General features: G+C 40.5%; 19 protein-coding genes. 9 read left to right on the top strand and 10 right to left on the bottom strand.

The window, feature by feature from the left end:
- Nucleotides 1-103: 103 nt before the first annotated feature.
- From thrC to ACYVFA_RS20555, 6 genes are all read right to left on the bottom strand, one after another.
- Complete coding sequence (thrC, locus tag ACYVFA_RS20530; protein ID WP_460473731.1) at nt 104-1,420, bottom strand: threonine synthase; 1,317 nt, start codon at nt 1,418-1,420, stop codon at nt 104-106.
- 221 nt (nt 1,421-1,641) lie between these two features.
- A complete protein-coding gene (locus ACYVFA_RS20535) occupies nt 1,642-1,866 on the bottom strand; it encodes a hypothetical protein (RefSeq protein WP_460473732.1) in 225 nt (74 codons plus the stop codon).
- A 90-nt stretch (nt 1,867-1,956) separates the two neighbouring features.
- Nucleotides 1,957-3,060: a carbamoyl-phosphate synthase small subunit gene (gene carA / locus ACYVFA_RS20540; protein ID WP_460473733.1), complete on the bottom strand. Its 1,104-nt coding sequence runs from the start codon at nt 3,058-3,060 to the stop codon at nt 1,957-1,959.
- 356 nt (nt 3,061-3,416) lie between these two features.
- Entirely contained in the window at nt 3,417-4,127 is a 711-nt protein-coding gene (locus tag ACYVFA_RS20545; RefSeq protein WP_460473734.1) for a carboxypeptidase-like regulatory domain-containing protein, read from the bottom strand.
- 71 nt (nt 4,128-4,198) lie between these two features.
- Nucleotides 4,199-5,032, bottom strand: a complete 834-nt coding sequence (locus ACYVFA_RS20550; protein ID WP_460473735.1) for a phosphatidate cytidylyltransferase — start codon at nt 5,030-5,032, stop codon at nt 4,199-4,201.
- Nucleotides 5,004-5,231, bottom strand: coding sequence for a putative signal transducing protein (locus ACYVFA_RS20555; RefSeq protein ID WP_460473736.1), 228 nt, complete (start codon nt 5,229-5,231; stop codon nt 5,004-5,006). Before ACYVFA_RS20555 ends, ACYVFA_RS20550 begins: the two co-directional genes overlap by 29 nt.
- Nucleotides 5,232-5,385: 154 nt before the next feature.
- On the opposite strand from ACYVFA_RS20555, the gene ACYVFA_RS20560 reads away from it, so the two are divergent.
- Nucleotides 5,386-6,018 carry a response regulator gene (locus ACYVFA_RS20560; protein WP_460473737.1) on the top strand — a complete coding sequence of 211 codons (633 nt, stop codon included), beginning with the start codon at nt 5,386-5,388 and terminating at the stop codon, nt 6,016-6,018.
- On the opposite strand, the gene ACYVFA_RS20565 is transcribed toward ACYVFA_RS20560, so the two are convergent.
- Nucleotides 5,984-8,161 (bottom strand): tetratricopeptide repeat-containing sensor histidine kinase, encoded by a 2,178-nt coding sequence (locus ACYVFA_RS20565; RefSeq protein ID WP_460473738.1) that lies wholly within the window; start codon nt 8,159-8,161, stop codon nt 5,984-5,986. The two genes, ACYVFA_RS20560 and ACYVFA_RS20565, sit on opposite strands and share 35 nt — an antisense overlap.
- Before the next feature lie 188 nt (nt 8,162-8,349).
- On the opposite strand from ACYVFA_RS20565, the gene ACYVFA_RS20570 reads away from it, so the two are divergent.
- The 3 genes from ACYVFA_RS20570 (at nt 8,350) to ACYVFA_RS20580 (ending at nt 11,474) form a co-directional block, all read left to right on the top strand.
- The gene (locus ACYVFA_RS20570; protein WP_460473739.1) at nt 8,350-9,795 is read left to right on the top strand and encodes a hypothetical protein; all 1,446 of its coding nucleotides are present in this window, start codon (nt 8,350-8,352) and stop codon (nt 9,793-9,795) included.
- Between the two features lie 7 nt (nt 9,796-9,802).
- Nucleotides 9,803-10,873 (top strand): zinc metalloprotease, encoded by a 1,071-nt coding sequence (locus ACYVFA_RS20575; RefSeq protein WP_460473740.1) that lies wholly within the window; start codon nt 9,803-9,805, stop codon nt 10,871-10,873.
- Between the two features lie 235 nt (nt 10,874-11,108).
- Nucleotides 11,109-11,474, top strand: a complete 366-nt coding sequence (locus ACYVFA_RS20580; protein WP_460473741.1) for a LytR/AlgR family response regulator transcription factor — start codon at nt 11,109-11,111, stop codon at nt 11,472-11,474.
- Here ACYVFA_RS20580 and ACYVFA_RS20585 read toward each other — a convergent pair whose 3' ends face one another.
- The 3 genes from ACYVFA_RS20585 to ACYVFA_RS20595 all read right to left on the bottom strand — a co-directional run bounded on the left by ACYVFA_RS20585 (nt 11,475) and on the right by ACYVFA_RS20595 (nt 14,104).
- The gene (locus tag ACYVFA_RS20585) at nt 11,475-12,554 is read right to left on the bottom strand and encodes a dipeptidase (protein WP_460473742.1); all 1,080 of its coding nucleotides are present in this window, start codon (nt 12,552-12,554) and stop codon (nt 11,475-11,477) included. It abuts the gene before it with no gap.
- A 158-nt stretch (nt 12,555-12,712) separates the two neighbouring features.
- The gene (locus ACYVFA_RS20590; RefSeq protein ID WP_460473743.1) at nt 12,713-13,186 is read right to left on the bottom strand and encodes a GNAT family N-acetyltransferase; all 474 of its coding nucleotides are present in this window, start codon (nt 13,184-13,186) and stop codon (nt 12,713-12,715) included.
- Nucleotides 13,187-13,204: 18 nt separating this feature from the next.
- Nucleotides 13,205-14,104 (bottom strand): nucleotidyltransferase family protein, encoded by a 900-nt coding sequence (locus tag ACYVFA_RS20595; RefSeq protein WP_460473744.1) that lies wholly within the window; start codon nt 14,102-14,104, stop codon nt 13,205-13,207.
- 137 nt (nt 14,105-14,241) lie between these two features.
- On the opposite strand from ACYVFA_RS20595, the gene ACYVFA_RS20600 reads away from it, so the two are divergent.
- From ACYVFA_RS20600 to ACYVFA_RS20620, 5 genes are all read left to right on the top strand, one after another.
- Nucleotides 14,242-15,939 carry a LamG domain-containing protein gene (locus ACYVFA_RS20600; RefSeq protein WP_460473745.1) on the top strand — a complete coding sequence of 566 codons (1,698 nt, stop codon included), beginning with the start codon at nt 14,242-14,244 and terminating at the stop codon, nt 15,937-15,939.
- 263 nt (nt 15,940-16,202) lie between these two features.
- Nucleotides 16,203-17,510 (top strand): hypothetical protein, encoded by a 1,308-nt coding sequence (locus ACYVFA_RS20605; RefSeq protein ID WP_460473746.1) that lies wholly within the window; start codon nt 16,203-16,205, stop codon nt 17,508-17,510.
- A 308-nt stretch (nt 17,511-17,818) separates the two neighbouring features.
- The gene (locus ACYVFA_RS20610) at nt 17,819-18,382 is read left to right on the top strand and encodes a hypothetical protein (RefSeq protein WP_460473747.1); all 564 of its coding nucleotides are present in this window, start codon (nt 17,819-17,821) and stop codon (nt 18,380-18,382) included.
- A gap of 92 nt (nt 18,383-18,474) precedes the next feature.
- The gene (locus tag ACYVFA_RS20615; protein ID WP_460473748.1) at nt 18,475-19,278 is read left to right on the top strand and encodes a hypothetical protein; all 804 of its coding nucleotides are present in this window, start codon (nt 18,475-18,477) and stop codon (nt 19,276-19,278) included.
- A complete protein-coding gene (locus tag ACYVFA_RS20620) occupies nt 19,275-21,986 on the top strand; it encodes a hypothetical protein (protein WP_460473749.1) in 2,712 nt (903 codons plus the stop codon). The genes ACYVFA_RS20615 and ACYVFA_RS20620 overlap by 4 nt, the downstream gene beginning before the upstream one ends.
- The last annotated feature ends 29 nt before the right edge of the window (nt 21,987-22,015 follow it).

Genomic DNA, 22,015 nt, shown 5'->3' on the forward strand with positions numbered 1-22,015 from the left:
ACAGGGCATTTTATCCCAAAATAGCAAATTACTTGCGCAATCCAACGGTTTTATTGAAATAGTTTATTCCCAGAGACTTTTATCTCTGACAAACTTTAGCAAATCAGCTTTTAAAAGCTGCTACAAGTGTCTGTTTAAACCCTTGGTAGTCTGTACTTATCCTGGTAGCTTGTTTTTCTTTATCCAATAAAGCTGACAGCCTTTCAGGAATGGCTTGTTCGCCGATTACTTCTTCTACTACATCCAGAAATTTGGCATAGTGAGCAGTCGATAAAAATACGCCTGTTACGGGTTCGTCGAGGGTTTTGATATAATCTTGTAAGCCCAAGTAAGCTACGGCTGTGTGCGGGCACATTACATAACCTGTGCGCTCGTATACTTCCCGCATGGCTGTGCGTGTTTCGGTATCAGTATAAAAATAGCCTGTCAACATTTTCTGCATTTGGGCTAAATCATTATCAAACAAAGCCTGCATACGTGGGAAGTTACTCGGATTACCCACATCCATGGCATTAGAAATGGTAGATAATGACGGGCTGATGGGTTGATAAATACCTGATTGCAGGTATTCAGGCACTACTTTATTGACATTGGTTGCTGCTATAAATTGTTTCACAGGCATACCCATGCGCCAGGCAATGATGCCGGCACTCAGGTTGCCGAAGTTGCCACTTGGTACAGCTATCACCAATTGGTTAGCCAAGCCTTTTTTCTTCAATTGTGCATAGGCATTCACATAATAGAACGCCTGTGGAATCAAACGGGCAATATTGATAGAATTGGCCGAGGCTAAAGAAAACTGAGCGGTTAAGTCTTTGTCAAGAAAAGCCTGTTTTACCAATGCCTGACAATCATCAAATGTGCCTTCAACTTCGAGCGCACTTACGTTTTTGCCAAGGGTTGTCAGCTGTTTTTCCTGAATATCACTTACTTTACCACTTGGGTATAGGATTGTAACATCAATATTGGGTGTCTGGTAGAAGCCCTGGGCCACAGCCCCGCCGGTATCACCGGAAGTGGCCACCAGAATATGAATCTGTTTTTCTGATTTTTGTAAGAAATACGACATCAGAGCCGCCATAAAACGCGCTCCGAAATCTTTGAATGCCATAGAAGGGCCATGGAACAATTCCAGGCAATAGGTATCATCTTCTACCTCAACCAATGGTGCCGGAAAATCTATGGCTTTATTGACCAAAGCCTTTAAATCATCGGCTGGTACGTCATTTCCAATTAAGGTATGGGCTATTTCGAAGGCGATTTCCTGCAAGCTCAGGTTTTCTACATTATCCCAGAAGGTTTGCGGTAATGTCGGGATGGTTGTAGGCATATACAGGCCATTATCAGGGGGTAATCCACGGAAAATGGCTTCTTCTAAGGCTACATCAGGGCTTTGGTGTCTGGTACTGTATAATTGCATAGGAATGGTTTCAGAGGTTTGGTTTATAGAGTTAACAGTTATTCGCTATTAACTACAATCCCGTAGGGATGATATATCGGTAGAAAATGTAAAGGTGGATTAAATGGAGTCCCGTAGGGACGGTATATTAATATATCGTCCCTACGGGACTTAGTGTATTGATGTTAGATGTTTTTCTACCGATATATTATCCCTAAGGGATATATTTTAATGAATTTATTCTAATCTAGGTATTTCATTATATCATCCCATTTCTCTTCTGTGAAATGAATGCCTGGTGGAGGTATAGGTTTATCATTACCAATTAATTTACTAAAAGCTTCTATACCTCCAGCTTTTATAATATCGCTTGGACTATATAAGTTTAGCTCGGGGTCTTTACTTTTTGGAATAAAGGTTTTTTTGGATCTTCTCTGGGGACGATTAGTCTTTGTCGTTTCCATCATGATTCACCTCCTTTTTTACAAATATAGGACGATTTAAAAAACCGTCCTATCAATTTATATCATCGCTTTTAATAACATACCATGCGGATATTATTTATCAAGCATTTTCACGAAATCATCAAATAAATATCTTGAATCATGCGGGCCTGGTGAGGCTTCCGGGTGGTATTGAACCGAGAAAGCTGGTTTATCTTTGCGACGAATACCTTCAATTGTATTATCGTTCAGATTCACGTGTGTCAGTTCTATATTCTCATTATTTGTAACCTGATCTGGTTTTACGGCAAAGCCATGATTCTGAGAAGTTACCTCGCAAAGGCCTGTTATCAGGTTTTTAACAGGATGGTTCAGGCCACGGTGTCCGTTTTTCATTTTATAGGTATCAATTCCGCTGGCTAGTGCCAATAGCTGATGGCCTAAGCAGATACCGAATACCGGTTTACCTTCTTCTACTACTTCTTTGATAGTCTCTACTGCATAAGGCATGGCCGATGGGTCGCCTGGGCCGTTTGATAAGAAGAAACCATCAGGACTGAATTTGTTAATTTCTTCGATGCTCGTTTTTGCATTGAAAACCTTGATGTAGCAATCTCTTGAAGTAAAGTTTTTCAGGATGCTTTTCTTCACACCGAAATCAAGCACCGCCACTTTATATTTGGCATCTTCTGCACCTAAAGTATATGGCTCTGGTGTACTTACTACCGACGAAAGTTCAAGACCTTCCATAGACGGGCATTTTTTCAATTCTACCATTAAATCTTCCGGATTAAGGATTTCAGAAGAAATAATACAGTTCATTACTCCCTTGTCGCGGATATGGCGAACAATCTGACGTGTATCTACATCGCAGATGCCCACGATACCTGCACGCTCGAAATATTCCTGCAAAGAAAAATCTGCTGTTGTGCGTGAGTAATAATGGTTGGCAAATGCATTACAAACCATACCACTGATGGTCACGCTTTTAGATTCTTCTTCTTCATCCAGCACTACTCCATAATTACCAATGTGAGAAGTAGTATTGACAACGATTTGGCCAAAATAAGACGGGTCGGTATAAATTTCCTGATAGCCGGTCATACCGGTATTAAAACAGATTTCGCCAGCCGAAGTACCAATTTTACCAAGAGCTTTACCTTTGAAAAAAGTACCATCTTCAAGAAGTAAAATGGCGTCAGAAGGTGTATGAGTCATTGAAAGGAGATTGTATATGTTCCGATAAATATGAAAATAACCTGTCTGATTCGATGCACCGGGGCATTCAGTTGCAGTACAGTATCGGAGAACAAAGTTATAAAAAAATTGGATACGTTGGGAAGAAATCTATGATAGTGCGTATTTTTTCTTTTTATAATGCAAATTAATCAAATAATATACAATTACCATCATCGAAACCACAGCGAATAGAAACGGTCCGCCGTCTAAGCAAACAAAGGTATTTTTTATCTATGCGGACTCAAGTCCGCATGATATACTAAATGTGTCTCTGGTGTTTTAAATAGCAACAACTGGGTATAATGACGAAAAAGAGTATCGTACGAATCCATTAATCAAGGTTTACCCATATTTCTGAAATACTGGTCGCGGGTTACGTTATCAGCTGGGGCAGCTTCAGCACCAGCTTTCCATGATTTATCTTTCCATGCGCCACTTTTAATTGATTTCACGAAATTCGCCCATGAGAAAGGGTTCAGTAGTGGGTTGGTTGTCAACTGTCCACGATTTTCAATTTGTTTGATATATTGGTTTTGCCCGTATTTAAAGTTATCGTAGGCAGTCATGCCATGTACGGAGGCCATTTTGGCTATGTTTTCAGCACTATAAGTTTCACGCAGAATCTGTCTTTCACGTTCATCCGGTAGCTTCATATCTACCAATGCCTGCTTGAATTCTTCTTCAGTGCTGAACGGATAAACTTTAACTTCTTTTAACAATTTAGAGTCTACCTGCAACTCCACAAATACCGAATAATCGACATCAGTTTTTCTTGGAATCACGTGAAACTGCTTTTTGAAACCCAGATAGCTGAACACTACTGTATCGCCCGGAAATACCGAAATCGCAAAATAACCTCTGCTATTAGACAAGGTTCCTCTACCAGCTTGCGGAAGGGTGATATAAGCACCCGGCAATGGTTCTTTGGTCTGTCCGTCAATGACTACACCCGAGAAAGTGATGTTCTTTATTTCGCCTTGCGCGTGGGCTAAATTACTCACTACCAAGCAAATAAAAATAAATAAATATGTAAGATTTCTTTTCATAGTATAGTCAATAAGGGTACTTGGTACAAAAATTAAAAACAGTTTTTTCAATCAGATAAGTTCAGAAAAGACTAGACAAAAATCTTCAGGAACGTTACGATAAAAGGCATCGAAAGTAAGAGTCCGTCAAATCTATCCAGAAATCCGCCGTGGCCTGGAATAATACTTCCCGAATCTTTGATAGCAATACTACGTTTAAATAATGATTCTACCAAATCTCCGAGGGTTCCGGTAACAGAAATAATCACAGCGATTCCATACCATTGCCAGGGCAAAATACAGTCGAAGTACTGTGTTAAAATAAACGCTATTACGAGCCCCAATATTGCACCTCCGAAGAACCCCTCCCAGGTCTTTTTGGGCGATACACGCTCAAACAATTTGCGTCTGCCCAGAAACCTTCCGGCAAAATAGGCACCAGTGTCGTTAGCCCACAAGATAAGCAGACAGCCTAAAATCAATTTCGGCTCGTAGCCTCTGTCGGTCAGTACCAGTTCGTTAATTAAGGCGAATGGCACGGCCACATAAGTAATTCCTAAAAAAGTGTACCCAAGGTTGGCAAAGGGTTTAGAATCTTTCTTTTTATAAAGTTTTATAAAGAATGTAGTAGTCAGCAGAGGTACAATCACATAATAAAACTTAAACGGAAGCATATCTTTTTCTATAAAGAATGTCAGGGCGTTCAAGACAATACCACAGAATGTTCCGTAAAAGGTTAGCGGAAGATTGGCGTCCAGTTTTAATAATTTATAGAACTCCCGCTGTGTGAGTACGCTGATAGCCAGAAACAGAATCCAGAATGTCCATTCATTATAGAGCACAGCGGCTAATATGATGGTTACTCCTACAACAGCAGCAATGATTCGTTGGGTTAGGTTAGATAATTGGTTGAGTTTCTGTGTCATTTTGGTTAAAAATATCAATAATCACCTTTGCAATGTTCTCCTGATGGTCGGGTACCTGTACTTCACACCATCCCAGCAGGTAATTGCGGTCTTTTTTATTTAAAACTACGGCCATCACTTCGTGATTCTGTAATTCATTCTTGAGGAGTTCGGCTTTAAAAACATCAGGGGTTTCAAAAACCTTTACCCATTTTACCATCTTTTCAATATTATTTTTTCATCAAATATAGAGGTAATTTCTTTAAATGTGTATCCTTTGTCTGATTGCACCGGGTTTTTTAATTTTTTTTTCAGCAAGCCGAAAAAAAAACTAACTTGCTTGTTATTCGCCATATATTATTTAAAATATATTCATGCGTCTCATTCTGTTGGATGACCATTACCTTTTCGGACAATCGCTTTATTCTCTGCTTATACAAATGCGAGGAGTACAGCAGATAAATGTTTTCAGAAAGGCATCAGAAGTATTAACCTATTTACAAGACAATCAGGCTGATATTATCATTTCAGACTTACAAATGCCTGAAATGAATGGTCTGGAACTTACAGCTGTGCTTCATGAAAAATATCCGGAAATAAGGGTTCTGATTTTAACTATTGACGATGAGCCTTATAAAATCAGACAGTCTGTGGCAGCGGGTGCAGCAGGTTACCTCTTAAAAGATACCGACAAGGCCGAACTGGAAGAAGCCATTGAAAGACTTCATCGGGGTTTACCTTATTATAGTGAGAAAGTATTAAAACTGATTACCAGCGAAAAAAGCAATAATGGTTTTCAGCGCAACGAACTGGCACAATTATCCAATCGTGAAATAGATGTACTCAAACTCATTGCGCAGGAATATTCTACCAACGAAATAGCCGATAAGCTTTTTGTGAGCGTCAATACCATAGAATCGCACAGGAAAAGCCTGATAAAAAAACTGGATGCCAAAAATGTAGTTGGCCTCATTAAGTTTGCAATGCGGCATAAACTGGTTGAATAATCGGGATACTGATATGGGTGAGTGTTCCGGTACCTTCGTTAGACGTAATGTCAATGATTCCTCCCATAGCCCCTACCCTCTCTTCTACAATAGTCAATCCTTTTCCTTTTGATTGAGCTTGTGTGAGATTAACAGCTATGCCTTTGCCATTATCGCGCACAAATAATTCGAGGGTATTGTTATTAAACCGAAAGGTAATTACGCCATCGGTAGCTTCGGCGTGTTTTAGAATATTATTGATCAACTCTAAACAGATTGAATACAGGTGAAAACTTGCGGTTTTATCAAGGGTAACCTCTTTTAAGCCTTTCGTGTTGAGGGTAAATTCTATTTTTGTAGAAAAATTCAGCCTTTCTATCATTTTCTCAAGGGCTTTTTCGAGACCAAATTTTTCAAGTTCTTCAGGCAAAAGATTATGTGAGATTAAACGTACTTCCTTGCAGGCATCCTCTACCATCTGTTGTATCTGCCTATAAATTTTCAGATCCTGATTTGGTAGTTTTTCACTGTCAAGGGTTAATAAACTTACCCGCACTGCCGAAAGTAACGAGCCTACATTATCATGTAGTTCGGATGCTACGCGTTTGCGCTCAATGGTCTGTCCTTTCAATAAAGCTTCCTGAATCTCCCGGTTTTTGATTTTTAATTGTTTGTTTTTTTTCTGTAAAACCAGACTATAAATAATGGCGAAAATGCCAAGAATTGAAATCAAACCCATGATAAAGCCCAGAGAAGTCCGTTTTTGCTGTTCCAGAGTCAGCTTACTGCCTAGTTCGTTGAGTTTTATTTGTTTATGCAGTTTTTCCTGCTCATGCTTCTGTCTTTCTGCCTGAATCTTCAATTGTTCGGTAGTAGCAAGTGCCTCTTCTTTTTTTAGTTCTTCACTCACGGCTGTCAGCTTATATTCCTGCATCAGTTTTTCGCTTTTCAGACTGGCCAGTTCGTATTGCTTCTGCATCGAATTTACCCGGTAATCTTCAATGATTTTTTCTTTCTCCCGCTGAATTTTTGCCTGATTCAATTCGTACAGCCGCCTCACATCGCCCAAATCAATGAGTCTCTTTTTGAGGTCTATACTGTCTTTTAATTGCCAGTATTTCTGGTTGGCTCTCAGGGCTTCCAGTTCATTCCCCAGAGCTTTCTGAGCTTGATAAATAATATCATAAGTCAGGGGCTGTAGCAAGACTAACTTATTTCTGACTGAATAAGCCAAAGCTTTTCCGGCAAATTCTAATGCCTTTTGGTTATTATTCAGATTCAGGTTTGCCAACGCAATACTGTTATAAACAGTAGCGATGCCCTCTTCATTATTTTTTGCGAAATTGATACGCAAAGCTTCATCAAAATAAGGTAAGGCTTTGGTGGAGTTTCCGTTGGAATTATAAAAATCGCCCAGTTCTTCGTTGGCATTGGCTATGGCTAGCTCCCACTTGGCGCTTTTCATCATTTCCAGTTGCTGCATATAAGCCTTTTCAGCTTCTTCATTTTTTTTCCATCGGCTATAAATCTTTGCCAGAGTACCCTGCAAAACACCTTTATTGATTAGTAGCGTTGTTTTTACATTGCTGGCAGGGTCGTTGATGCTGTTGAATGCTTGCAGGATATATTTTTCGGCATTGGCATAGTCTCTTGAGTACATAAAAACATTGCCCATAATCTGCTCGATTTTCCAGCGTTGCCCACAGTCTTTACCCAGTTGATCGCATAAATCAATGGCTTCAAAACATAGTTTCAATGATTCAGAATATTCATGCAGGCGGTTATGTCTGATTTCTTTTCTGAAAAGCGCATCCATCATCAGACGCTTCTTATCATATTTTCTGGCATATTTATAAAGCTGGTCTGCATAAGCTGAGGCTGTATCAAGATTATAACGGTTGGCATCTACATAGACCTCGCTCATCATCCAGAAAAGTGCAATGCGTAAAGAATCGTAGGTCCATGTCTGGGGTTTGTCTGCCAGTGCTATTTCCAGTTGTTTACCCACCCGTTTCAGGCTGTCTTCATAGGCTTGCTCTCCATTCCGGCTTTGTTTAAATCTTGGAATCTGAATTTTTGATGATTGCGCATAAGCGGGCGGTATCAGCAGAAGAAGTATCCCTGACAATAGAAAACGTAAGAATAAATGAGAGCCGTTTTTCATTTAGTGGTTCGGTTTCATGGATATGCAATTGTTCATAAAATTAATTGAATCTACTAATATACAAGTGATTTCGTTTAAAATTCACGGTTTTCCGTGAGGTAAATAACGGATTTCCGTAATTGATTTCTATCCTGCAAAGTCTGAATTTTGTTGACACGATTTCAGACAAATTTAAACTTTAGTAACCCATGAAAAAACTTATATTATTTATCCTGATTTCTGCCTCTGCTCTGGGGCAATCTGTAGAAATCAGACCCGATGCATCCGGGCTTCAGGCTAATACTTTTATCACAAAAACCGGAAAGGGATTTGAGCAAACAGATGCCACCGGTACGGTTAAGTTAGGTACTTTTGTCAACAACAGTTTAGCTTATATTCAGACTTACACCAATCATGCGCTAAGATTTGGTACCAATAGTATTGGTCAGCAGTTTATTCTTAATACTGATGGAAAAATCGGTATAGGTTCTGATATTCCTGCTTATTGGCTGGATGTAAAAGGAAGAAGCAGAATAAGACACCTGAGCAATGAAACTGCGGGTATCTGGTACAATAAAGCGAATAATACAGAAGGGGCATTTGTTGGTATGTACAACGACGATATTTTTGGGCTTTTTGGCATGGGTGCTGTCTCAAACTGGAAATTCGGGTTTGACATGACCAATACCAAAATGGGTATAGGAACGATGACACCAAAGCACCCGCTGACATTCCCGAATGCTGTGGGTGATAAAATTTCGCTCTGGGGAGGCAATACTGCTACTACAGACAATCATTATGGCATTGGTATACAGGGAGCTGCCTTTCAATTATTTGTACCTACAACTACCGACAACATTGTTCTTGGTGTAGGTAGAAGTGCCGCTTTTGCTGAAAAAATGAGAATTACCGGAAACGGCAACATACAAAGCCAGGGGTCTGATGCCGGCTACCTTTTTTATGACAGAAGCAATGTTGCCAAGGGCTATCAATGGTATGCAAACAACGGGAATGCCTATCTTTTCAAGCAACACGCCAGCTCAGGAAATGTGATGACTATCCTCGACAACGGTAATGTAGGGATAGGCTTTAATACAACCCCTACCTATAAATTACAGGTAAATACCATTGGCAACAGCGCAGGGATAGTTCATGCCAATAATGTCGGGATTCAGGTAGGAACTTTTGTCGGTTATTCGGCGGGTTGGTTTGGCACTATCTCTAATCACCCATTGGCTTTATTTGTAAATAATGGTCAACCTGCACTTACGATTACTACCGACGAGCGTTTTCAGTTTGGCGGTTCTACCATTCCGGCTGGCTATAAAATGAGTGTAGATGGCAAGGTTATCTGCACCGAACTGGAGGTATTAGTTACCCCTTGGCCTGATTATGTTTTTAAACCCAACTATCGATTAAAACCATTGCCTGAGGTAGAGAATTTTATACTGACTAACGGGCATTTGCCAAATATACCGAAGGCAGAAGAAATTGAGAATAAAGCATTGGCAGTGGGGAATATGAGTAAACTACAAATGGAAAAGATTGAGGAACTGACGCTTTATTTAATCGAAATCAATAAACGATTGAAAAAAGTAGAGGATGAAAACGTGGCCCTGAAGAAAGAATTAGCTAGTATAAAATCTCAGAATTAATCAGACCATGAAAAAACTACGCTTATTCTTTCTGCTTCTGGCAGGTGTGGCTGCTCAGGCACAAACCAAGATATGTGGAACCTATGGCAAAGGAAAACCTATCATTTTCTCACAGCAAACAAAAGATAGCCTTAAGCTCACTAATGCCATTAATACTCCTTATACCGTAAAGGTTTATATCACTGTTTTCGCTGATGATAATGGCGGTAACAGGGCTGATACTGATGCTCGTATTGCAGGGTATATGCAGGTGATGTCGAATGTTTTTCAATCGCATAATATCTGTTTTCTGATGGCTGGTATGAAGCAGGTAAATAATACGGATCTGAATACCCAGAATGTAGACACAGAAGAGAGCGAGCTGGCACCATATATGGAATCGGGTTTTCTGAATATTTTTGTCCACCGCTCTTTACCCGGTTATTCAGGATATGCCTATGCTATTCCGAATACTTATCTGAGCATTGTGGGGAATCTTGGGGTTGATGCAATTCTGGCACATGAAATGGGGCATTGTCTGGGCTTATATCATACGTTTGAACCCTGGAATGATAATAACGGGAATCCTACCAATAAGGAAAATGTAGCTCGCTCGGGTAATTGTGAAAACTGTACTACTGCCGGAGACGTGCTATGTGATACTCCCGCTGATGATAATGGAGGCGTGAATGCCCTTTGTGTTTATACGGGTATTGGCAAAGATGCCTGTAATGCCTCGTATTCTCCGATGACCAACAACGTGATGGGGTATGGAAATTTTGCCTGTAATGATACTTTTACGGCCGGGCAAGGTGATAGAATGCGAACATTTCTGACAACCAATAATTCTCTCAAAGCTTTCACTTTACATGATATTCTTTATACGCCGGTATTTGGCAATGTTACTATTTCAAGCGGCACAGGTTATACTCTAGCCCGGGATTTGGTGTATATATCAGATGGTAATTCGAATCTTACGGTTAATGGAACGGCAAAGCAGTTTTATCAGGCGAAGAAAGTTCTGGTAAAATCAGGCACAAAGTTTTCGCCTGCTGCCAGTGGAAAGGTGTCTGTTAAATCTAATCCTTATTGTAATTAATCAGGGATTAAGGGCATATCAGCCATACGAAGTACCCCGCGGCTTTCAAAAGCCACCTACAGGTTTTCCTGTATGAATAAATCACGGTTTACCGTGATTGACACGCACGGTTTAATCCGCGACTTTTGTTGCGTACCAATATCTGTACTTCGAATAGCCGCTCAAATCAGATTCAGACTCGTAAACTATCATAAAGTAAAAAACTATTTATAAGCCAAAAGCCCCTTTTTAAATCATGAAAACTAGAAATGACGTATTTCCCGAAACCAACCTCATATGGTTTAATCACCGAAAAAAATGTATTCGCGCCGATGACGTGGTGTATCTGAAAAGTTTTGAGAACTACACCAGGTTTTATCTGAACAATGGCCGACAGTTTCTATCGTCGCACACAATGAAAATTTATGAACAGATTTTATTAAGCAAAGGAGAATTCACGCGTATTCACAGAGGCACATTGTTGAACCTGAAATACCTGAAACGATTTGAAAAAAATGTGGAAGGTAACTGGGCGTATCTGTCGACAGGCGAAAGAATTTTTGTATCGAGAAGAAAAATCAAGAAATTTGAGGAAGAAGCCCCCCTCAAACGTCTCCAGTAACTAGGCCAATGCCTTTCGCATGAGTCTTAGCCAGTTTTTATGAAATATATTCTCAATATCAGCATTTGAATAGCCTCTTTTGGCAAGCAGGTGCTGATATTTTTGTAAATCAGCAATGGTATCCAGATCATACGGCGATTGTTCAGTGCCGAAAGTACCATCTAAATCGCTACCAATGGCAATGTGCAGGCTATTGCCTGTTATCTGGCAGATATGGTCGTAGTGGTCTATCAATACTTCCAGATTCGCTCCAATTTCACGTGGGTTTATCAGTCTTTGTGTTAAGCCGGGTTTCAGCATCCATACATCCAGACAGCCACCGATAACAGCGTCTCTTTCTACCAGTCTTTTAATTTGTTCGTCATTCAACTGGCGTTGGTGAGGTACTAAGGTGCGGCAATTATGATGGCTCGCCCACACTTGTCCCTGAAATAAATCCAGAGCTTCATCAAAGCCCTCATCGGTCAGGTGAGTAGCATCCAGCACCATGCCGAGTCTATCCATTTCTTTTACGAGTTCTCTCCCTTCTCTGGTCAGTCCGCCTGTCATACCTGTGCCGGGCGCATATCTTCCCGGGCCATAGTGGGCAGGGCCAATGGCGCGTAAACCATAGGCATAGGCTTTTTCGAGATAAGATAGATTGACTAAAGAATCGGCTCCCTCCAGGCTCAGAATAAAACCAACGGGTTTGGTAACGTCGTCAATGGCGGTATTTTCCCATAAGGCAATATGGTTATCTAATTGCGCTGTTGTGGTAATCTGCACCATTTCGCCAGCCTCAGCCATTGCCTGATACCAGGATACCTGTGCCTGTGTCATGGCCCATGCCTGATGAGGGGAGTTCCAGCCTGAGCCGGGCATATTGCCGTTGCTTTCGCTGTATCGTGCCAGTTGGGTAGCTACAACCACCGCAACTTTGCCTTTGCGTAAATCAGGCAATGATACCACGCCTTTGGCACGATCTATTTTATCAGTCATGTCTTTCTCCATCCTCCGAATTTCTTCTACCGGGCGTCGGTAGTCTCTGTTCCATTCAATGGCATTCATGGCCATGTCCAGGTGGGCGTCGATGATTAGCATATTTAATTCATTTAGTGATTAATTGCGAATTAGCGAATAGTAAATTAGTGAATATTTTAATTCTGAATTAGCTGACAAATTATTTTTTACAACTATATACTCAAAAGCAAAGGGATGCTTAGTAAATGGATCATAATTATTCACTAATTCGCTATTCGTTAATTCGCAATTCTCAGCTCCATCTCATCATTCGTAGCTTTAAAGCCAAATTTCTCATAGATAGGTCTGCCATCTTCTGTGGCGTGAAGTATTACTCTTTTGTAATTTCTTTCCTTAGCAGCTTCAAGAATATGATGAAAGACCTGTCTGCCAATACCTTTTTTGCGCCAGTCGGGTAAAGTATAAATATTCATGATATAGGCCACACGACCATCTAATAACGTAAAGCCTGGCATGATTGTAGAAAAACATAGGCCACTGGTAGACACCACTTCACCATCGGCGAGGGCTATCCATGCCACTATTTCGTCGTTTTCTATGTGTTGCTGAAAGAATTCCTGCAGAATCTCATTTAGTTGAGTTTCATTCACTAAATAGGTTTCCGGGTTCTGGACTTCTTTCAGAAACTCAACCCTGAGCCTTGCCAACTCTGGTATATCGGCAAGGGTGGCTTTACGGTAGGTGATATTCATACTTTATAAGGCAGTTTATCAGGCTTCAACAGGATATAAACCGTTTTCGTGCAATTTTCTCAGGGCTTCGGTAACGGTTGGTTTGTCTTCCGGATAAGTTACACCAAACCATTCAGATTCGTTTGAGAATACTTTACATTTGCCCAAATCATTCTTAATCAGATAAGTCATGACGGTTGGGATATAAAACTCTGCTTTAGGTGAATTGATATTTTTGGCAGAATATTCTTTAAACATCTCATTGATTATCGGGAATACAGATGGCATAAAGCCCCAGAAATTCATCGATACGATGGTATCCTCTTCCAGTTCGGTCAGAATATCGCTTTCTTCAAATACGATTTGTCCGGTTGGCTGGCGGTAGATTTTGGTGCGTTCGGTTACTACTTCCAGAAAACCGTCTTTATCCAGTTCGCAAACGCCTCTTGATACCGAACCGTTTTCTGACAAGGTATTTTTAATCTGATAGCCTACCATTGCCTGACAGGTTTCGTCGGTATTAGTCGACAGGAAATCGGCCATGATTTTGAAGCCTTCGTAGCCATAAAAATCATCAGCGTTGATTACTGCAAACGGGGTGCTGGTTTGTTCCCAGGCACACAACACGGCGTGGCCTGTTCCCCAGGGCTTGGTGCGTTCTATCGTGCCCAATTCGGCTGGCACATAGCTTTGTACGCTCTGAATAGCAAAATCGTACTCAATTTTGCCTTCCAGTTTCGGGCCGAATATCTCCTGAAAATCTTGTCTGAGTTCTTCTCTGATAATGAATACTATTTTACCGAATCCGGCTTTGATAGCATCATTTAATGAATAATCGATAATTGTTTCGCCATTTGGCCCAAACTTATCTAATTGTTTAATTCCTCCATAGCGGCTTCCCATTCCGGCCGCCAAAATCAATAATGTTGGTTTTGACATAAAATGCTTTGGTTTCATGAATTCTCAACAAAAGTACAAAACTGTTTTATTAACCATCAAAAAGTTTTTTCGATTTTAATTGTAAAAAATACAGTTAATCGCCTAGTTTTGTACAAAGAACTCTAACACATTCAACCATGACCCTACGTTCGCTGTCCATTTTCGGGGCATTACTTCTTTGTTTTCAGGCATTTGCACAAGAATTTCCATTGAATCAGCTAGCTACTGATAACTGGGATTCGGGCAATTGGAAACAAGCCGAAACCGTAGATAATCCTTTCGGTAAAAAGGCCGGATTCACTGCCGGTAATAAAATATTATTCTCAAACACCCCTGGCAAAGCCTCTTCAAAACTCATAACAGCCGATGCCAAAGTCAGATTTGAATTTATGTTGGGCAATAACAGCGACGGCGTTTTCTACATTCAGGGTCGCCATGGCATTGTGTTGAGCAATACCCGTGCAATGGGTGCAATCATCAGACCTGATGGGACATTGCAATTGCCGGAGCAAAATGCAGGCAAGGCTGTAGGTTTATGGCAAAGTCTGGAAGTGACTTTCTCGGATGCGCCTTTTGGTGGAGCATTGGTGATAGAAAATGTAACATTGAATGGTGTGGTGATTCATCAGGGATATGTGATTCCTACTACAAGCACCAACGAAGGCCCGCTGGCTTTTGAAAACAAGAGTGGAACAGTGGCTGTAAGAAACGTACAATATCTGAAATACGGCAAAGATAAACCTTTGAAACTGACTGACCTGGCCTATGAAATGTATGAAACCTGGGATTGGAACCAGCAGTTTGCACCAAAGAGCGAAAAGCCAAACAGCCAAGGTACAGCTACAACCTTAACCAAAGATTTCGGTGCAGGTTTCAATCGTTTCCTATTGGTTTTCAGAGGAAATATTGATGTAGATAAAGATGGTAGTTATGCGTTGATTGCTGATTATGCCGGAAAAGGGTCTTTGACTGTTGATGGAAAAGATTTATTGCCGATGGAGCCTGAAAGCTATAGAAAACCAAGAGCGGCTTTTATAGACCTGAAAAAAGGCAAGCATCCGTTCGAACTACGTTATAATAAAGTATGGTGGAAAGCTGAACTAGGCTTATTTGCTGCAGGGCCGGAAATCAGACCTTATGCACTTCATGCCGAAACTTCTCTTCCTTCGCCACAGGCTGTGGGTGAGATTGATATTACGCCGAGCAGCCAGGTAGAATTGATTCGTTCGTTTGTGATGTTTGATGGAAAGAAACGTACACACGTGATTTCGGTGGGTACTCCGGCAGGCACGCATTATACGTATGATTTAGATCAGGGCGCTCCGCTTTATGCATGGCGTGGAGATTTTGCTGATGTAACCGAAATGTTCTATCAACGTGGTGAGCCACAATTATTAAGACCAAGAGGTGTAAAAACTACTTTCTCTGGCAAACCAACCGTTGCGATGCTGACTGATGCCAATGGTATAATGCCTGATACACTGGATGATTATAAAGACCTGATATTTAAAGGGTATTCATTGGATGGCGAAGGTTTGCCTACTTTCAAATACCAATATAAAGGTGCTGAACTGACAGAAAAACTGGTACCATCAACGGATGGTGGTATTTCTACCACTATTACAGCTAATGGCGGTAGTAACCTTTATGTGAAACTGGGTGAAGCCAAAACCATTACAATGGTTAATAAAGGCTATTACCTTTTGGAAAGCCCATCTAACGATACTTATATTCAGCTTGACCCGAAACTAAAAGCCGTTGTAAGAAGCACCAAAGCCGGACAAGAGATTATTCTGCCGTTATCGGGTAGTGTGAGTTATACTACTATGTGGTAGGAGGTTATTATAGATTATTATGATAGAAGCCGATTTGAATTTTAGATTCAGATCGGCTTTTTTGTTGAAATATCTTTTACAATAAAAGGGTACTCGGTAGGGGTTCAAAATTTTGAACCCCTACGAATTTTGATATATCTGGAATCTGCCTCCCAGTAAATTTATCAGTATTTTATTGCTCCTTTCCATTGCCTCCCCTTCAAACCTTTGTAATTTTCCTTCGATAATCATCTGAAACGTTTATCAACCTAAAACTATTTGGTATGAAAAAATATGCCGCACTCTTACTATTGCTTATAAGTTTTGGAAATATTTACGCACAAAAAGCTGCTACCTCCCCTACTCCGCCAGTCCCTTGTCAGGATCAAGCCGAAGCAGACAGGCTGCCAGGAAAATATACTGACCATACACAGCCAAAATACCCTTTTAATCTTAAAGGTACGGCAACGGAAAAGGCTGCTATGACCAAAAACTTAATTGTGCTGGAAAAACTGGAAGAAGCCAGCCGCAAAGATTTTACACTCACAGGTTGTGTGGCCAGAGTCAGTTTTGCCAATTGGGGTAAGACCACCTACCGAAATGAGACTTATACCAGATACGGGTATCAGTTGGGCGTTTATATGAATGTATGCCATGTAACTGAACACGTAGTAAAGACAGTGGATGAATACCGGACAGTGCTACGGGTAGATATCAATCCGACGTTTGCCGATGGACAGGTGGTTCCAGGTGGTACAGGCAGTTTTTATTTATCAGATAGAAATACAGCTCATTACGAGATTCCGATTGATGCGAAGATGGGGCCTACTTATGACAAAGACAGAATAACTAACCCGAGCCGTATCTCCAGATATATATCAGAGGCAGTAGTCTTAACAAGTCGGTCGAACAACTATAAAGACTTTCATACCGATTTCTTGAAACTCATTAATGGTGAGGGTGCTGTTGAAAACTGGATGTCGGGGTCCAGGTATGATAAACCTAATCCTAAAGCGTATCATTGGATAGATAAACATTGGCTGATTACCAAACCGGGGGTTCCTTTGTTAATACCTATCACCCGAAAGCAATACCTAGAAGACCTGTTGGAATATTATGAAATAGAAAAAGCCAATTTCTTCTACAGCCACGCAGAGCAAATCAAGAGCCTAGCGGGCAATACTTCTGACTTCGCAAAAAAAAGATTAGCCGTGCTGGAAGCCGACAAAGGATTATATCTGTCTTTATACGAAGCTCAAAGAGCCAAAGTGCAGCAAATATTGGCAACCGAAAAAGCCGATTTCCTACAAAAACCAGCCGTAGTAGCTTCCTACGGCAGAAATATTACTGATGGCAATCAACGAGTGGCTGATCTTGGCAAATTCTTTGAGCAAGAGGGCGAAAAAACCATTGCCTTGTATCAATATAATCCTCAATATTTTAAACAAGCCGCAGGAGACCCTACCAAGCCCTTACTATTTGAAGTGCAGTTCCGGTATGAGATAAGCCCTGAACGGGGGTTTTCAGAAAGGTTGTTTAATAATTTTATGGCACATTATGATTTTGAGGCGTTGAGAAAAATGTTGGAGTGATGTCAAAAAACGTACCCGCCCGATAAGATTATCATTTATTATAAACTATAATCATTTTTTTTCCTTTCTTTAGTATTACTAAATCTACTATTGTAAAAATACTATTGATATTTTTCACACTGACTCCACCCTATAAGATTATCCGCAACGAGATAAGAGTATACCCAAGCAATAAAAAAATGGCTTAATTTTTGCATTGGCTTTAATACCTAGTAATTGAAGACAGTTTTTAGGTACCAAAATGCTGTTAAAGATTATGTGTGTATTATTACCAATTAACTTTTGTTGAATTTTTAAAAACTAAAAAAATGAGAAAACTGTCTCTCCTTGCGTCTTTGCTTGGTCTGAGTATCGGTGCTTATGCACAAACAGACACTAAAACCGACAATCACACGATTACCGTGAACATTCCCGAAGTTGCGCTTCTTGACATCGAAACCGCCGGCACCAGAAATTTTACCATTACCTTTGAAGCCCCTGATGATGCGGGTGATGCCCTAAAGAGTATATCAAACAATACTGACCTTTGGCTAAACTGGACTTCTATTGTAACTGATGGAGCAGGCACAGACCCATCGCGTGCCATTAAGGTAAAAATGAATGCCACTATTTCAGGCTTAGACGTTAAAGTACAACCTGGTGCGCTTAGTGCCGATGGGGAGGGTACTAAAGGCACAATTGTGGGTTCAGCACTAACACTTTCTACAACTGATCAGGATTTGGTTACAGCTATCGGAAGTTGTTATACTGGAAATGGGTCATCTAAAGGGAGTAACCTGACTTATTCGTTTGCACCTACCAGCGGTAGTTATGGCGATTTGAAGAAAACCGCCACTACACTTACTATTACGTATACACTTACGGATAACTAGTACCTGTAACAGGGTAATAGGCAATTGGTAATGGGCTTTGCCTGTTACCCTGACATACTTTTGCTAATATTAACTAAAAAATAACTTTTACTGTGAAATTAAAAATCTACTTCCGTTTACTGAGACTTCAGTTGATTGGCCTTTTCATTATTCCTATCGCCTCTTTTGCCGGAATACAGGTACAAAATGGCCTTACACATACACATTCGGGCATAGCCGGAAATGTAATGACAGGCAAAATAAGGGTGAAAAATCTGAGCAAAAATGAAGAACGTATATTGGTATACAAACAAGACCTGAGCTTGTCTTGCAGCAGTGCTGTGGAGTATAGCGAGCTTGGCAACAACACCCGTTCTTCAGGAAATTGGATACAGACCAATATAGACGAAAAACTAATGGCTGCGGGCGAAGAATACGATATTTTGTATACAATTACGATTCCCAATTCGGCCGATTTATCGGGCACTTACTGGAATATTATCATGGTTGAAGGCGCCGACCCCGTGAAAGAAGATGATAAGGAAGGCGTAAAAATATCATCGAGGGTAAGATATGCTGTGCAGATGATTGTAGATGTAGGCACGTTTCAGAGTCCGCAACTGGCATTTGAAAACTTTGTCTATCAGAAGAATCAGGCTGGAAACCAGACTATTCATGTGCTATTGGCCAATAAAGGCGACTATGCCTCTAAAACTAAACTGACACTGGAAGTATATGGTGCCAATGGTGAAAAACTGAAAGTAATTGAAAGTCAGGCCAAAAGGCTGTATCCTAAAAAATGTAATGACTTTGATCTGGAACTCAAAGGCTTGCCTGTGGGCAAATATGACGGAATTGTGGTAGCAGATAACGGGAAAGAGCTCTTCGGGGCCAATATTACCATCAGCATTCAGTGAAAAAGCTTGCATTTTCTATATCGTTCATTGGAAGTTTTTATATAGGACTTGCACAGGAAAACTTAAGTATCCGGTTACTTAATGTCCCGTCTTCTATTAACCCGCATACTCATTTCAGTCTGTTTTTCGAAGTTCAGAGTCTCAGCCCTTTTATTGATTCTGCCAGCATTCGGCTGACCTTACCAAACGGCTGGAATACGTTGATTGTCAAAAATCCGCAGACCATAGTCGGGCAATCAGCCATACGGTATATTTATACAGTAGCTACTGCGCCTATTACACCTTCTGGCAATTATCCGGTTATAATCACGGTATATCAGAATGGCATTGAACAGCTACAAAAGATTATTACGGTTCATGTGATTGAGGAACGAAAAATAGAAGTGACACCCATTTCAGTGCCTGAGTATTTACAGGAAGGCGATTCATTAAAAATAGAGTATCTCATTCAGAATTTGGGGAATAATACAGAAAAAGTTTGGGTTGAAACCATAAGCGGGAAACGCAACCATAAGGGTGATTCGCTGACAATACTACCCGGAGAGAATATCAAAGTGAATGCAGCTCAGAAAGTACCGGAAGGTGATGGCAGTTCGTGGTCTATTTCGCCTACAATTAAGGTATTTATGAGTAACTCTGCCGACCCTATTATGCAGATACTCTCGGTTCCGGTTTATTCAAAAAAGAATAAGAAAAACGACCCCTATCTGCGCTTCCCTTTGGAAGTGGGTTTGGGTTATAGCCGGTTTGTGAATAGTGATTATCAGGTGGGGGCTTATCAGTATGATGTGAAAGGCAGAGGTTTTCTGGATTTCAAGCAAAAACACTACCTCGACTTTCTGATTCATGGGCCCAACCAGCTGAATATGCCCATGATGAGCAGTTTCAGTCAATATTCGCTGGCTTATACCTATAAAAAGAATACAACTGTTCAGATAGGTGATTATTCGCTGTCTTTTAATAACCTGATGGAATTCGGGAGATTTGGCAGAGGAGTGAAATTTGACCAGCACTTTACCAAAACCAGTTTTTCGGTTTTCTATTTACAGCCCCGGTTTTATTTTTCTCAGAAAAGTACTTTTGGTGGCCGGTTTACCTATTTTCCAAAAGATAAATTAGCTGTTTCGTTCAATTATCTGACTAAAAATGTACAGATACGGAACCAATGGTTATGGGCCAGTTTTGCGGGTACATCGCTTCACCTGAAAACTGAAACGCTTACACTGGAAACAGAAGTGGCGCTAAGTGCTGCCAATGCAAAAATCGATTTCGGGGCATTTAACCGATTGAGTTTTCAATATAAGAAATTCCTGTTCAGCAATAATCTGATTTATGCCGGAAAGAGTTTCTATGGCTTTTTCAATAATAGCTGGCAATTGGTCAATTCGGTCAATTATTTTTTATCGAAGAAAATCAGTCTAGGACTGATGAACAATGTGACGCGTGTCAATCCGGGCTTTGATTTATTGTTTTCAACTACGTCTCCCTACTATTCCAATCACACGGCATTGCTGTCGTTCTCGCCCAATAACAAGCATCAGCTGGTTCTGAGTTATAATATACAAGAGAAAGAAGACAGGCAGATGCCCAAAGCATTTTATTACCGGGAGAACTATGCCCGATTAAATTATTACCTGAATACCGAAAAATTCAATCTGGTATATGATGGTCGATACGGCTATGCTGAAAACTTATTGGATCATGTAGATAAAAATGTTCGCGGCAAGAGTATCTCAAACATGGTTCAGCCGCAGATACAGCTTCTAAAGAAGGTCTGGATAGGTGCTTTTACGGAACATCAGTATACCCATAAGTTTTCGACCAATAATCAGCCTATGAGTTATATATTTTATGGAGGGTCTATGCGGGCCAATGTCAACAAGCATTTCAATGCGTATTTTATGTACAGAAACCGATATGCGCCCGACGAACTGGTGCAACGGCGTACTTTTATGGATTTAACAGTCAACTGGAATATCGGTAATAGCAGATTAAGCCTGACGGGCAGCAGGGTATTTATCCCTAACTATACCGAGTTTAATCAGAATACGCTATTTTTTCTGCTGAAATATACGCTTGTGTTGAATACCCCTTTGGCAAAAAACAGAAACCTCGGGCATATCAGAGGGCAAGTTTCCGGGCTTACAGAATCTGTAAAAAAGGAAGGCGTTATGATTCAGTTGGGGAATAAGAAATATGTAACCGATGCCAACGGTGTCTTTTATTTTAATGATTTGATACCGGATAAATATTATCTGACACTCGACAAATCATCTCTGAGTTCGGGAGCAATTTCTGCTATCAAAACTCCGATTGAGATCAATGTAACAGCAGATAGTACCCGAATTGTGACTATTCCTCTGCTTAAATCGGGCGGTTTAGAAGGCAAATTGAATTTTGCTATGACGGATGAAGAAAAGGCAAAAAAACAAAATCCTGTGATATTGATTAAGATTTCTAATGAGAATGAGAGTTTTCTGACAAAAGCTAACGATAAAAATGCTTTTTCGTTCAAAGAAATTAAACCCGGTAGCTGGAAAATCAAAGCATGGTTTCCTAATGAACAGAATCAGCTGACGATTGAGAATGCAGAGCAGAATATTGTAATTAAAGAAGGAGTGATTAACAACATGGCGTTTAATGTGTTGGCGACACAACGTAAAATCCATTTTTCTAATAAAAGCTATCAGGTAGTGATGCAACCATGAGATGGGCGTGCAGTATATTGTTTTGTTTG

The organism is Emticicia fontis (assembly GCF_054779675.1).